The sequence below is a fragment of the Streptomyces sp. NPDC058877 genome (genome assembly GCF_042742855.1).
Classification (GTDB): domain Bacteria; phylum Actinomycetota; class Actinomycetes; order Streptomycetales; family Streptomycetaceae; genus Streptomyces.
In genome coordinates this window covers 1-14227 of record NZ_JBHYMF010000070.1, presented here as the reverse complement: position 1 = coordinate 14227, position 14227 = coordinate 1, and the positions used below count along the sequence as shown (strand labels likewise).

The 14227-nt window shown below is 69.8% G+C and carries 10 protein-coding genes; 8 read left to right on the top strand and 2 right to left on the bottom strand.

Annotation, left to right across the window (positions count from 1 at the left end; all coding sequences use genetic code 11):
- Positions 1-45: 45 nt before the first annotated feature.
- On the top strand, positions 46-756 hold the full coding sequence (locus tag ACFW2Y_RS18160; protein WP_384879805.1) for a ribonuclease HII: 711 nt from the start codon (positions 46-48) through the stop codon (positions 754-756).
- A 105-nt stretch (positions 757-861) separates the two neighbouring features.
- A complete protein-coding gene (locus ACFW2Y_RS18155; protein ID WP_384879802.1) occupies positions 862-1500 on the top strand; it encodes a hypothetical protein in 639 nt (212 codons plus the stop codon).
- 47 nt (positions 1501-1547) lie between these two features.
- Here the strand turns inward: ACFW2Y_RS18155 and ACFW2Y_RS18150 are convergent, their stop codons facing one another.
- Together ACFW2Y_RS18150 and ACFW2Y_RS18145 are read right to left on the bottom strand one after the other, a co-directional pair.
- Positions 1548-2177 carry a hypothetical protein gene (locus ACFW2Y_RS18150; protein ID WP_384879800.1) on the bottom strand — a complete coding sequence of 210 codons (630 nt, stop codon included), beginning with the start codon at positions 2175-2177 and terminating at the stop codon, positions 1548-1550.
- A gap of 248 nt (positions 2178-2425) precedes the next feature.
- On the bottom strand, positions 2426-4609 hold the full coding sequence (locus tag ACFW2Y_RS18145; protein WP_384879798.1) for a RecQ family ATP-dependent DNA helicase: 2184 nt from the start codon (positions 4607-4609) through the stop codon (positions 2426-2428).
- A gap of 141 nt (positions 4610-4750) precedes the next feature.
- Here ACFW2Y_RS18145 and ACFW2Y_RS18140 point away from each other — a divergent pair, with 141 nt between their 5' ends.
- From ACFW2Y_RS18140 to ACFW2Y_RS18115, 6 genes are all read left to right on the top strand, one after another.
- The gene (locus ACFW2Y_RS18140) at positions 4751-6193 is read left to right on the top strand and encodes a DUF4192 domain-containing protein (RefSeq protein WP_384879796.1); all 1443 of its coding nucleotides are present in this window, start codon (positions 4751-4753) and stop codon (positions 6191-6193) included.
- 115 nt (positions 6194-6308) lie between these two features.
- Positions 6309-8396 carry a glycogen debranching N-terminal domain-containing protein gene (locus tag ACFW2Y_RS18135; protein ID WP_384879794.1) on the top strand — a complete coding sequence of 696 codons (2088 nt, stop codon included), beginning with the start codon at positions 6309-6311 and terminating at the stop codon, positions 8394-8396.
- A 108-nt stretch (positions 8397-8504) separates the two neighbouring features.
- Positions 8505-9272, top strand: a complete 768-nt coding sequence (locus tag ACFW2Y_RS18130) for an NUDIX domain-containing protein (RefSeq protein WP_384879791.1) — start codon at positions 8505-8507, stop codon at positions 9270-9272.
- 122 nt (positions 9273-9394) lie between these two features.
- Complete coding sequence (locus ACFW2Y_RS18125; protein ID WP_384879788.1) at positions 9395-11209, top strand: ATP-binding cassette domain-containing protein; 1815 nt, start codon at positions 9395-9397, stop codon at positions 11207-11209.
- 160 nt (positions 11210-11369) lie between these two features.
- Complete coding sequence (locus tag ACFW2Y_RS18120) at positions 11370-12257, top strand: FadR/GntR family transcriptional regulator (protein WP_384879786.1); 888 nt, start codon at positions 11370-11372, stop codon at positions 12255-12257.
- Positions 12258-12630: 373 nt separating this feature from the next.
- Positions 12631-14169 carry an RNA polymerase sigma factor gene (locus tag ACFW2Y_RS18115; protein WP_384879783.1) on the top strand — a complete coding sequence of 513 codons (1539 nt, stop codon included), beginning with the start codon at positions 12631-12633 and terminating at the stop codon, positions 14167-14169.
- The last annotated feature ends 58 nt before the right edge of the window (positions 14170-14227 follow it).

Sequence of the window (14227 nt, the reverse complement as noted above, 5' to 3'; positions counted from 1 at the left end):
CCGGGTGTCGCACGAGGCATCGAGCGGCGTAACCTATCTGGCGCCATGCCGTACGAACCTCCCACCCACACCGTCGAGCGGTCGCTCCGAGCCACCACCGGCGCCAAGATCGTCGCCGGGGTCGATGAGGTCGGACGCGGAGCATGGGCCGGTCCCGTCACGGTGTGTGCGGCCGTCACCGGCCTTCGACGCCCCCCGGAGGGGCTCACCGACTCGAAACTCCTGACCCCCAAGCGCCGGAACCAGTTGGCCGCGGAGCTGGAGGGCTGGGTCACCGCGTACGCACTCGGCGATGCCTCTCCGCAAGAGATCGACGAGCTCGGCATGACGGCGGCACTGCGGCTCGCGGCCGTCCGTGCCTTGGAGGGGCTTCCTGTGCGACCTGACGCAGTCATTCTGGACGGCAAGCACGACTACCTCGGAAGCCCCTGGCGGGTTCGTACGGTGATCAAGGGGGACCAGTCCTGCATCGCCGTTGCGGCTGCCTCCGTCATTGCAAAGGTCCGGCGCGACACCCGCATGGCCGAGCTGGGGTCGGAGGACGGTGAGTACGCGTCGTTCGCCTTCGGGGCCAACGCGGGCTACCCTTCGCCGGTCCACAAGGTGGCGCTCGAAGAGTGGGGGCCCACCCCGTATCACCGACTCTCCTGGTCGTACATGGACGCGCTGCCCCGGTGGCGCCACCTCAAGAAGGCTCGCCTCTCCGCCGAGGCAGCCGCGCTGGAGAGCGGGGGCCAACTCGGCTTCGACTTCTGAACTTCCGGCCGTGGAACCCTGTTGAGGGGCCGCCCACGAGGCCGGGGTGCACATGCGTGCCCACCCGCCGATGCTCCGCGCAGCGGCGTTTGATAGACATCATTCATGCCTCTCATCCCCGAGGAGTCTCAGATTCACGAGAGCGCCCAGGGTCCCCGCGCCACCGCGGCTGCCGGCCGCCCCGCGTCGACCCCCCGTCCCGTACCCGGTCCGCGTTCCGCGGCCTCTCCACGTCCCGGACGTCCTGTTCCGGGTCCGGCGAGGCCTGCCGCACCGACCCCGCGCCCGCACCCCGGTGCTGGCCCGTCTCCGGCGCAGTGCGCGGAGAATCGTTCCGACCAGCAATCCACTCCGCAGCTCCAGCTGATCCCGGCTCCGGCCGACGGTGCGCTCGACGCTGCCGAGGAGGCGCTCGACCTGCTTCTGGAGAGTGGACGGGCACCGGGCGAGATCCTGGTGCTCACCACTGGTGATCCGCACCCGTGGGCGGCTCATGAGCTGTCCTTCGGTGAGGCCGCTTACTGGGCCCAGCAGGACACCGGTGACGACGTGTTCTTCGCGGCTGCCTCCACCGTGGAGCGTGCCACCGCCCGCCCCGTGGTGATCGTCGCCGTCAATGGCGGAGACGAGTCCACAGAGGCCCGAGCTCTTCCGGCCGCCCTGGGGCGAGCGGGCGCACTGCTGATCGTCTGCGGTGACCCGCAGCGCATCACGGCGCTTCTCGGCGCAGGCGCCGGAGTCTGACCGAGCCCTCTCCGCCGGACCCCACCGGGTCCGGCGGGGCTGTGCGATCAGCGTGCGGCGGCTCGGCGCAGGGGGTCGCTTGCCCCACTCGCGATCCTGGGGGCGAGCCGGTCTGGCTCGTTCGGTTCTTCCCCGAGCGCCAGGGGCCGTGAGTCAGAACTCGGTCGACGGCCTCCACGGCCTTCGCCGAGCACCTGCCAACCCCCTTTGGTTAGCGTGATGTACGCGCCGCAGCGGAGTCCGTGCAGAGTGCATGCGTCCCGGAGCCCCCACATCCAGGCTCCGTCCTCCTCGGTCCAGCGATCGTCGCCCTCGCGGCAGTACAACAGGACCGCGGTCCGAACCGGCGAGCGTCTGCGGAGGTCATGTGGAATCACCCGCCGCAGGTGTGCGAGAAGTGCATTCCGGAACTCCCAGCCGTCGGCCGCGACGGGCCGTCGAACGAACGAAGCGCTGGCGGCGAGTCGTTCCTCATGATCCAGTACGGCAAGGACCGCCGTCCTGGGGGTCGGCGTGTGGCGGGAGTGCAGGCCGCTGACGACTTCGCGAGGGTTGCGGAGCAGGGGAACTCCGGCCGCTGCCCACTCGGATGGCTCGAGTATCCGGGCGAGGCGGCTGGCGGACTCGGACGACGATCTGGGCGGGGCGGCTGTGGGCGGAGCGAATCCGAGGGTCACGGTCCTCCCTTCGGATACACGCCCGCGAAGCGGGCAAGGTCGGGTGAGGGCGCACCACGGCACAGTCCTTCCGGACCGCTGACGGGCCGTGCGGGGCGGTTTCCCAATTCTTGCTGGCCCGTGCGCGAGCGGCAACGAGCAATTGAGGCTGCTGACGGGAATGAGTCGGTATGCCACTCATATCCCTGCCCAGTTGCTCATTGTTCACTCCCCGTTCCCTCCCTCGTCTCACTTCTGGCTGTTGCGTCTCAGGCCTGAACGGCGAGCACCAAGGGGAACACCCCTTCCGCCCCGGCCCGCAGCAGCAGTCGAGCCGCCACGGCCAACGTCCAGCCGGTGTCAGACAGATCGTCCACGAGGAGAACCGGTCCACCGATTGCGGTCAGTCGTCCAGCCAACGCCGGAGGGACCGTCAGGGACCGTTGCAGGCCGACGACCCGCTGGGCGCTGTTGGTCCGAGAGACGCGGAGGTCTTCCGCTTCCGGTGCGTACTCCACCATGCCCAGGAGCGGCATCCTGCCGATCTCGGAGATCCGTCGCCCGAGCGACTCCACCAGGCGCGGCTTGCGGCGGGAAGCCACGGTGACCACACCGGCGGGCCGGACCGGTGCGTCGCTCGCACCGGAGGCCCATCCGCCGTGCCCCTTGGCCCAGTCGGCCAGCACGTCCACCACCGCCTGTACGACGTCGTCCGGTACGACCGCGTCGGGCGTGCCGTCGGCCAATAGCGGGCGTAGCCGATTGCCCCAGCCGATGTCCGACAGCCTTCCCACCGCACGCCCGACGAGTGCTTGCTCCCCGGGAGGGATGCGACCCTTCAGGTCCACCCCGACGGCGGAGAGCCCCGTGGGCCACATCTTCCGCGGCTCGACTTCCACACCGGGCCGGCCCAGCTCTCCCACGGCCGCGTCCAGTGCCGCGTCGGACACCTTCGGGTCGAACCGTGCCCCCGAGCAGTTGTCACAGCGACCGCACGGGGTGGCCTCGTCGTCGTCCAGCTGGCGCCGCAGGAACTCCATCCGGCACCCGGTCGCCGCCACGTAGTCGCGCATCGCCTGTTGCTCGGTGGCCCGCTGCCGCGCCACCCACGCATACCGGTCGGTGTCGTACGCCCAAGGCTGCCCGGTGCTCTCCCAGCCCCCCTTCACCCGGCGTACCGCACCGTCCACGTCGAGCACCTTGAGCATGATCTCCAGCCGGGTTCTCCGCAGCTCCACCAGCGGTTCCAGCGCAGGTAGCGATAGCGGTCGGCCCGCGTGTGCGAGTACGTCGAGGGTTCGTCGCACCTGCTCCTCGGGCGGAAAGGCCACCGAGGCGAAGTACCGCCAGATCGCTTCGTCCTCCTGGCCGGGCAGGAGCAGCACCTCTGCGTGCTCCACTCCTCGGCCGGCCCGGCCGACCTGCTGGTAGTACGCGATCGGGGAGGACGGCGAGCCGAGGTGTACCACGAAGCCCAGGTCTGGCTTGTCGAAGCCCATGCCGAGGGCTGAGGTCGCCACGAGCGCCTTGACCCGGTTGGCCTGGAGGTCGTTTTCCGCCTGCTCCCGGTCGGCGTTCTCCGTCCTGCCCGTGTAGGAGGAGACGGCGTGTCCGCACTGACGCAGATAGGCAGTGACCTCGTCGGCCGCGGCGACGGTGAGGGTGTAGATGATGCCGGAGCCGGGGAGCTCACCGAGGTGGTCGGCAAGCCAAGCCAGCCGATGTGCCGCATCCGGCAGTTCGACGACGCCAAGGCTCAAGCTCTCCCGGTCGAGGGGGCCGCGCAGAACGAGGGCGTCCGTGCCCGTGTCCGTGCCGAGTTGCTCGGCAACGTCCGCCGTGACCCTCGCATTGGCCGTCGCGGTGGTGGCCAGCACCGGGACACCCGCGGGCAGGTCGGCCAGCATCGTCCGAAGCCGACGGTAGTCGGGTCGGAAGTCATGGCCCCAGTCCGAGATACAGTGCGCCTCGTCGACCACGAGCAGCCCGGTGGTGGCGGCCAACTGGGGCAGCACCTGATCGCGGAAGTCGGGATTGTTCAGCCGCTCGGGGCTGACCAGGAGGACGTCCACTTCTCCGGCGGCCACTTCTTCCTGGACGGTCTGCCACTCCTCGGTGTTCGACGAGTTGATCGTGCGGGCACGGATGCCCGCACGAGCTGCTGCCTCTACCTGGTTGCGCATTAGCGCGAGTAGCGGGGACACGATCACGGTCGGTCCGCCGCCTTGCTCGCGGAGTAGTGAGGTCGCCACGAAGTACACGGCCGACTTGCCCCAGCCGGTCCGTTGCACCACCAGGGCTCGGCGCCGGTCGGCGACCAGTGCTTCGATGGCTCGCCACTGGTCCTCGCGCAGCCTGGCCCGGCCGGTCGGGTCGGAGACGAGACGGGCGAGCACGGCATCGGCAGAGGCGCGGAGCGCGGCGCGGTCTTCCAGAGACGCTTCGTGGGTCATGGCTCCATGCAACCCGATGGCTCGGACATCGTGCCAATGGCCTGTCGAACCCGTGGACAACCCAGTGGCGAGCCGAACAGGCGATTTGGGAGTTATCCACAGGGGTTTCGGATTTCGGTAGATCACGAGACGGTCTTCACCATGAACGCGAACCACCGTGAAGACAGCGGATCATCCCGTACCCAGCAGATCACCCTGAGGGGCCCGGCGGAACTTGCCGACGCCCTTCCGTTCGTGCTGGGGTTCCATCCCAGCGACTCCGTCGTGTTGATCGCCCTGCACGGAGAGCACGGTCGTTTCGGCGGCCGGGTCAGGATCGGAATTCCCCGCTCGCCCGAGGAGTGGGCGTCCACCGCCGACCACCTTGCCGAGTGTCTCGTCGAAGGGGGCGCCCGATCCGGAGCCCGACCGGACGGCATCGTGGCCTTTCTCTGCCAGGACCCGAGGCCAGGAGAAGGGGCACGTGCCGTCATGGAGCGGCTGAAGCCCTTCGCGCAGCGCCTGCGTACGGCCTGTGGCACCCTCGACATCCCCGTCTACGAGGCCCTGTGCATCACCGACGGACTCTACTTCTCGTACTGCTGTCCCGACACGCGTTGCTGCCCGCCGGACGGCACGCCGCTCGCGCTCAGTGGCACCTCGGTGATGGCGGCGGCTGCGGCCTATGCCGGAGTACAGGTGCAGGGCTCCCTGCGGGACATGGAAGCCCGCCTCCGACCGGGGCACGGGTGTCAGGAAGGACAGCGGGCTGCCCTCGACGCGGCAGCCTCATCGATCGTTCCCCAACTCCTCGAAGGAGTCGAAGCGGAGGCACGGCAGCGGGTGCGCGACGTGACGCTGCAACTCGCCCGTGAGATCCTCCGCCGGTTCGCCAACCAGAAGGGCCCGAGGGGACCGCGGAGGCACAACGACCCGACCGGCCCGGTCGACGCATCGGCCGTAGGACGTTGGTCCGGCCAGCGGCCGACCAGCAGCACCGCGACGGGGAGTGACGCCGCAGACGACGCCCTGATCACCGATGAGGAAGCGGCCACACTGATCCTCGGCCTCCAAGACCGGGTCACCCGCGACCGCGCCGCTGAGTGGATGGAGGGTTGGGAGGGAACCGCTGCGCTCCGGCTCTGGCGCGCGCTGGCACGGCGCTGTGTCGCCCCCTACCAGGAGCACGCCGCCGCACCCCTGACCCTCGCGGGTTGGGCAGCCTGGTCCCTGGGTGACGAACCGAGCGCTCGGGTCGCTCTCGGCCTCGCGCTCCGAGCCGACCCCGAGTACGTCTTTGCCCGCCTTCTGCACCAGGCGTGCAACGAAGGGCTCAACCCGGAGTCGCTCCGTTCCTGCCTCAGGAGCGAACGCGATGCCCGGACCACCTCGGCCCCGGAGATTCCGTCGCCTTCCCCACAGGCCCGGATGAGGGCGGCCAGCAGGCAGGGAACCTCGCCCAGCCCCGGCAAGCCCGGCCGCCGGGCAGGGGGCAACGCGCGCCGAGAGGCGGCCGGAGTCCGGCCCGGCGGACCCGCTGAGGGGAGGCCGGCGGGCCGGACACCGCGGCATGGTGGGCAGCGCGGCTCCAGGAGTGGTCGATGACGACCGTGACCCCACCGGCTGCAAGCGCGTTCAGTTCTCTGGCGGAGTCGAGCGAACCCTCCCGTCGACGTACCGCCGACCGTCCGGTTCCCACAGAGAGCACTCCACATCCGCCATGGCTCCCCGTCCCGTTCCGGCCCCCGGTCCCCAGAACGCACCTTCACCCGGACCGGGGCCCGGGTACTCCTCCGGGCAAACGTCCGGTACGACCGCTGCCGTACCGCGCGCGGCGAGGCCGGCTGAGTTCCCCTCGGTGCACGACGCGCTGCTCTGCGTGGCGCTCCCGGCCCTCACCTTGTGCGCTGAGCACGGACAGCTCACCGGTGAAGGACCCGAGGGCGTCTACCACGCAGGGAAACGGCTCCTGTCTCGCTGTGTCCTGCGCGTGGCGGGACGCGAACCCGTTCCGCTCCAAGGGCGGATGGCGGCTGCTGACCGAGCGGTCTTCCTGGGCGCCCTGCGGGCCCCCGGCGACACAGGACCGGATCCCGTCCTCACCGTCGAACGAGCACGAACCGCCGACGGAAGCGAACGGATCACCCTGCGCAGCGCCGCTCCCCGTCCCCTCCGCCTCCCCGTGGAGCTGGCTCTGGGGACGGACCTCGCGGACTTGGGCTCGATCGTCTCCGGGAGGGCCGGACGCGAGATCACCCCGAGTGTCCACGGCACCGGACTGCGATGGACCGGGGACGACGCGCGGTCCGTTGCCGTTGCGGCGGACCCCCCGCCCATGGATGCCCTGGCAGCAGCAGGAGTGCTGCGCTGGGAGGTCGAGCTGCAGCCCGGGGCTGCTTTCGTCCTCCGACTACAGGTGCGCGGGGAGTCGGTTGTCCGCTCTCCCGCCTCCTTGGGCGCGGGGTCCGGACGGCCCGGCGGGCACCTCCTTGCTGATGCCCGGGCCGAGGGCGACGACCCGAGGCCGGGGGAGCTGCTGAAATCCTCGATCGAGGACCTGAGGGGTCTGCTCCAGCGGGGCCCCGTCCACCCGACGGACGTGTACCTCGCAGCCGGCGTGCCCTGGCGCTGTGGGCCGGTCACTGCCGAGGCGCTCTGGGCAGCCCGCATGTGCCTGCCGCTCGGCACCCGGCTCGCCGCCACGACGCTGCGCGCCCTCAGCCGTGCCCAACTGTCCGGGGACGGAAACGAATCCGGCCGGATCCAGGGGCCGCTCAGGGACGCCGGTCCCCATCTTCCACCCCGCTGCACGGGCATCGAGGCCACCCTCGCCTTTCCCGTGGTGCTCGCCGAAGCCCGGCGTTGGGGACTCCCCGCAGCGGACCTGGAGGAGTTGCTTCCGGTGGCGGAGGGGTGTCTCGGCTGGCTCCGTCGCACGGCGGTCCGGCACGGGTTCGTGCCGGACCCGACGCCCGGCGGGCCCTGGCGGGCCGAAACACAGGCACATGCGCACCGCGCTGCCCTGCTCGGTGCCGACTTGCTCGATGCCTGTGGGAAACCGGGCAGAGAGGCCCTGCTCGACGTCGCGGAGGTCATGCGCGAAAGGTTCCGGCGCGACTTCTGGCTCGACGATCCGGCCGGAGGCCGCCCCGCCGCCGTACTCATGGCCGATGGCCTGAAGCGGGCGCAACTCGGAGGCTGGGTGGCCCATTTGCTCGACACGGGGCTACTGGGGGGCGGTCGGCATGCGCCCGGCCTCTTGGACAAGAGTGAGTCCGAACAAGTGGCCAGACTACTGGCCACGCCCATGCTCGACTCGGGGTGGGGAGTGAGGGGACTCGGCACGAGAGAGCCGGGCCACAACCCGTTCGGTCACCGGGCGGGCGCGGTCCGGGTCCACGAGACGGCGGTCGCCGTGGCGGCCCTTGCCGCAGCCGGCCAGGAAAGAGAAGCCACCTCGCTGTTGCGGGGGCTGCTTGATGCGGCGGAGGCCTTCGGCCATCGGCTCCCCGAGATGTACGCGGGCGAGCAGCGAACTGCTGCTGCACAACCGGTTCCGCATCCGGCTGCGTGCCGGCCGGCTGCTGTTGCCGCTGCGGGAGCACTCCAGGCCCTCCTGGCCCTCGCCGGAATCAGGCCGGACGTGCCGGGCCGTTCGGTGTCGCTGCACCCGTTGGCTTCCGCCCCGCTCGGGGCAATCCGATTTGAGGGGCTCGTGGTGGGGGGCGAACCCTTCGCAGTGAGGGTCGGCAGGCTGGGGCTCGGTATGGTCGAGGAAGCCGCAGAAGGTCTTCAACTGGGGGTGTGACGGATGCCGGGCGCAGAGACCGGGGCAGCTTCGCGGAGTGGGAGGGATGCCGTGGTTGATGCTTCCACCAGGCGTGTTTATCGTCAGGAAGACGACTATGATCGCGGCATGCCTCCCTACGACCCGTCGGCCTTTCCGCCCTTCGCCGTCACCGTCGATCTGGTCGTGCTCACCGTGCGCCGACACGCGCTCTGCACCCTGGTTGTGCGACGAGGAGAGGAGCCGTTCCAGGGGTACTGGGCGCTGCCGGGCGGTTTTGTGCGGGCCGAGGAAGACCTCGGTGCCGCCGCTGCACGGGAACTGGTGGAGGAGACCGGCCTCTGTGCGCACGACCCGGCGGCCCCGTCGCCGGTACCGAGCAACGGTGCGCACCTGGAGCAGTTGGCGACGTACGGGGCGCCCGACCGCGACCCGCGCATGAGGGTGGTGAGCGTTGCGCACCTCGCCCTGGCCCCAGATCTTCCTGCTCCACGAGCGGGGGGCGACGCCAACAGTGCGCGGTGGGCCCCGGTCGAGGAACTTCTCCGAGAGGGTGAGGGCGCCGTGGTCGACGACGGGCCGGGGGCGCTTGCCTTCGACCACGCCCGGATCCTCGCGGACGGTGTGGAGCGGGCCCGATCGAAGATCGAATACTCCTCCCTGGCCACTGCCTTCTGCCCCCCTGAGTTCACGGTCGGAGAGTTGCGGCGCGTCTACGAAGCCGTCTGGGGCGTGTCCCTCGACCCGCGCAACTTCCATCGCAAGGTGACCGGCACACCCGGATTCCTGGTTCCTGCCGGTGGCACCACGACCCGTCAGGGGGGGCGCCCCGCGCAACTCTTCCGGGCGGGTGGGGCCACTCTGCTCAACCCGCCGATGCTGCGTCCCGAGGTCTGAGGTCCGTGGCCATCCGCCGCTCCTGAGCGTCAACCTTGCGCTGAAAGTCCGAAATATGGCGCTATCTTGCTGCGATAGCGCCGCCCTGCCGCGGAGCGGTGTCACCTACCGCGAGAGAAGCGATGCTCCAGGCAATCGGACTGACCAGTGCCCCCCGCCGCGATCGACCGCCCGTCGTGCACGATCTGACCCTCGAGGCCCGGCCGGGTGCCGTGACGGCTCTCTTCGGCCCCCCGGGGTCGGGCAAGAGCGCTGCCCTGCGGCTCATGCTCGAGCTTGAGCCGGGCCGGGGGATCACTTACTTCCGAGGCCGTCCGCTGCACCGCATCGCCCATCCTTCGCGGGAGGTTGGGGTGCTCCTCGGCGACGTCCCCGGGCATCCTTCTCGCACGGTCCGAGGGCAACTCCGCATGCTCTGTGCCGCCACGGGCGTTCCCGCATCGCGCGCTGAGGGGTTGTTGCGGGCCGTCGGCCTCACGGGCCTGGAGCATTGCAGGATCGGCGCCCTGCCGCTCGGTGCAGACCGTCTTCTAGGTCTTGCCTCGGCCTTGCTGGGTGACCCGCACGCCCTTCTGCTCGACGAGCCGGGCGTAGGGCTTTCCGCCTCGGAAGGGGCCGCACTGCACGAACTCCTCCGGAGACACGCCGCTGGAGGGGGAACCGTGCTCTACACGACGACGGACCCCAAGGATGCGGCCCGCAACGCCGATCGGGTCGTTGCCCTCGAGGGCGGCCGGCTCCTTGCGGATCAGGACGCCGAGGAGTTCGCCCGCACCCGGCTGCGTCCCCGGGTCGTCGTCATGAGCCCGCACGCCGCGCGTCTGGCCGCGGCCGTGGCGCAGGAGGCCAGGGCGGCCCGTCGCGCGGTGGAGGTGGTCGCCGAGGGCGGCAATGGCCTGTCCGTCTACGGCAGTGACTGCGCGACCATTGGTGACACCGCGTTCCGGCACGGGGTGCCGATCCACCGCCTCGCCGATGAGAGGGGCGATGGTGTCGTGGGTGCGGGGCGCGAGGGCGGCGAGGGGCGGCCGGGGCGCGTTTCGGTCGTTGAGGAGCCCGGGAAACCCAAGAAGTGCGTGGGGGTTTCCCCGGATGTCGGGCGGTCCCCCGGGGAAGCAGGGCGGGAAGCCGTGCTCCCGCTGCGGCACACCCCCCACAAGCCGGTGCGCTCCCCCCTCCGCCCGCTGCGTTACGAGGTCCACCGGCTTCTCGGCCTGCCGTCCACCGCGCTCGTCGCAGCCGTGGTCCTACTGGTTTCCGTCATGCTCGCCCTGCTCCTCGGTCGGGTCGGTCGCGCCGACCTGCCCGCCGTCCTGGCGGGATGGCCGGCGATTTCTCCGTTGCCGCCCGCGGCCCTCGGGGCCGGAGTCCTCGGTGCGTTCTCGTTCGGCGAGGAGTACCGCTATCCCGCCCTCACCGCGGGGCGCGGAACCGTGCCCCGCAGGCTGGGGCTGCTCTTCGCGAAGCTCGTCGTGGCGGCGACCGCCGCCCTTGTGCTCGGGGTGCTCGTGGTGGGTGTCGATCTACAGGTCCTGTGGCTCTTCTACGGTTCGGACTCGATCCCCGTTCCAGATAATTGGCCTGTTTTGTGTGCGAGTTGGACGGGGCTGATGATCGGCTGCGCATGGGCCGGAGTGCTCGGGGCGGGAGTGTTCAGGGCTGCTGCTGCCGGAGTGGCGGCGGTCCTCGCGGTGCCGATCGCGTTCGTCCCGCTGTTGCAACTGCTGCTGACCGGGCCGTCGGTGCGGTCGGCAGCCGGAATTCCGGCGCGGTTGCGCGGGTTCGCCGGACTGCAGTGGTCCCCGGCCGTGGACCGCTGGCTGGCAGGTGCGTTGCGGGTGGTTGGCCAACCCGCGGGAGTGGCGCTCTCCCTGGTGTTGACGGGGCTGCTCTGCGCCTATGTGTTCACCGGCCTTCGACGCAGGGCCCGTTGGTGATCGAGCATGGACTAAATGATTCCGTTTACTCGACAACTCCCTTGAGGAGTGCCGCAAATGTCCAATTAATCGTCAATTGTGCAGCGGGCGCCGATCACCCTTTCGTGTGCTTTTCACCAAAGACCTCAAGGGTCCCGGAGGCAACGCCGACAAAGGATGCGTGAGTACCCTTGCGCACACCATGATGACCGCCGCCCGCCCCGTTGACTCCAGCCTCGGCGCCCCGGGCGATCTCGACCGCTACCCCTATGCGGAGGCGCCCGGCACGGCCCGCGTGGCACCGCCCTCCTGGGAGGGGGTGGACGGCGACCTCGGGCGCGTCGGTCGCAGGACTGCCGGGAGCCGGGGGCGCGGCCTCCACGGCCAGCTGGTTCAGCAGCTCGGTCAGATGATCGTCTCGGGCGACCTCGGAGCCGATCGTCCGCTCGTCCCCGAAGAGATCGGCCAGCGGTTCGAGGTCTCGCGCACGGTCGTGCGTGAGTCGCTGCGCGTGCTGGAGGCCAAAGGGCTCGTCAGTGCTCGGCCGAACGTCGGCACCCGGGTCAGGCCCGTCAGCGACTGGAACCTGCTCGACCCCGACATCATCGAATGGCGAGCCTTCGGGCCGCAGCGCGACGACCAGCGCCGCGAGCTGAACGAGCTGCGCTGGACGATCGAGCCCCTGGCTGCGCGCCTGGCCGCCGGGCACGGCAGGGAGGACGTACAGCAGCGCCTCGCCGACATGGTCGAGATCATGGGGCATGCGTTCGCCCAGGGTGACGGCATCACCTTCTCCCGAGCTGATGCGGAGTTCCACTCCCTCCTCATTCAGCTGGCCGGCAATCGCATGCTGGAGCACCTGTCCGGGATCGTCGCGGCGGCGCTCCAGGTTTCGGGTGGCCCCGCCACTGGTTGTGACCGGCCGAGCGAGGCTTGTCTGGCCCACCACGCCCGGATCGTCGACGCGCTCGCTGCCGGGGACGCTCACGGAGCCGAGAGTGCCATGCGGCAGCTGCTCACGGTCCACCCCGAGGTGGAGCGCGTGGTCCCCGCTCCCCGCGAACACTGATCAGCGGTCCGTGGCCGGGAGCGCGAGAGTGCACGCGCAGTGCGCCGTCGAGCCCGAGCGTCATCCGGGCGGGTGGGTTCCGTTCGGGTGACGTTCGAGCCAGGCGGCGAGAATGTGCACTGATCATCCGGTCTGGCCCTTTCGTCGCGAATGAGGTGTGACTCGGGCCACGAAGATTGGGCGTAACACTCCTCCGGGCCGTGCGATGACCTAAGAGGTGACAGCCGAGGAAGGAATACAGCGGCCCGTACAGGCGCTGTGTAGTTCCCCGGTCCAGCCCGCGCCGTCGACACATTCCCCGTCGGCGGTCGTCGGCTCCAGCTCGATCCAGAGCGGGGCCGGAAGCCGTTTCCATCGTTCCGAGAGGTTGTTCGTGTCGGCCAGCACATCCCGTACGCTCCCGCCGGAGATCGCCGAGTCCGAGTCTGTGATGGCGCTCATCGAGCGGGGAAAGGCTGATGGGCAGATCGCCGGCGATGACGTGCGTCGGGCCTTCGAAGCCGACCAGATTCCGCCAACCCAGTGGAAGAACGTTCTGCGCAGCCTCAATCAGATCCTCGAGGAAGAGGGTGTGACGCTGATGGTCAGTGCAGCGGAGTCGCCGAAGCGTGCTCGGAAGAGCGTCGCAGCGAAGAGTCCGGCCAAGCGCACCGCGACCAAGACCGTCACCGCCAGGACGACCGTGACGAAGAGCGCCGTCTCGGCCTCCGCGACCGAGGGCGCCGACCCGGCCGACGAGACCGGATCGCCGGCCAAGAAGGCGGTGGCCAAGAAGACCGTCGCCAAGAAGGCGGTGGCCAAGAAGACCGTCGCCAAGAAGGCGGCGGCCAAGAAGACCACGTCCAAGAAGGACGGTGACGAGCTGGTCGAGGGCGAGGAGCTGCTCGAGGACGTCGCGCCCGGCAAGGGCGAGGACGAGGAGACCGAGGGCGAGAACAAGGGCTTCGTCCTGTCCGACGAGGACGAGGACGACGCTCCGGCGCAGCAGGTCGCCGTTGCCGGCGCCACTGCCGACCCGGTCAAGGACTACCTCAAGCAGATCGGCAAGGTCCCGCTGCTCAACGCCGAGCAGGAGGTCGAGCTCGCCAAGCGCATCGAGGCCGGCCTGTTCGCCGAGGACAAGCTCGCCAACTCGGACAAGCTCGCTCCGAAGCTCAAGCGCGAGCTGGAGATCATCGCCGAGGACGGACGCCGGGCCAAGAACCACCTCCTGGAGGCCAACCTCCGTCTGGTGGTGTCGCTGGCCAAGCGTTACACCGGCCGCGGCATGCTCTTCCTGGACCTCATCCAGGAGGGCAACCTCGGTCTGATCCGTGCCGTCGAGAAGTTCGACTACACCAAGGGCTACAAGTTCTCCACGTACGCCACGTGGTGGATCCGTCAGGCGATCACCCGGGCCATGGCCGACCAGGCCCGTACCATCCGCATCCCGGTGCACATGGTCGAGGTCATCAACAAGCTCGCGCGGGTGCAGCGCCAGATGCTTCAGGACCTGGGCCGTGAGCCCACCCCGGAGGAGCTGGCCAAGGAACTCGACATGACCCCCGAGAAGGTCATCGAGGTCCAGAAGTACGGCCGTGAGCCGATTTCCCTCCACACGCCTCTGGGTGAGGACGGCGACAGCGAGTTCGGTGACCTCATCGAGGACTCCGAGGCGGTCGTGCCGGCCGACGCGGTCAGCTTCACCCTCCTCCAGGAGCAGCTGCACTCGGTCCTGGACACGCTCTCCGAGCGCGAGGCCGGTGTCGTCTCGATGCGCTTCGGCCTCACCGATGGTCAGCCGAAGACGCTTGACGAGATCGGCAAGGTCTACGGAGTGACGCGTGAGCGGATCCGCCAGATCGAGTCGAAGACGATGTCGAAGCTCCGACACCCCTCGCGCTCGCAGGTCCTGCGCGACTACCTCGACTGATCCGTACGAGGCGCTGAACAGCACGCGGAAGGGCCCGGCTCCCCTCGGGGAGCCGGGC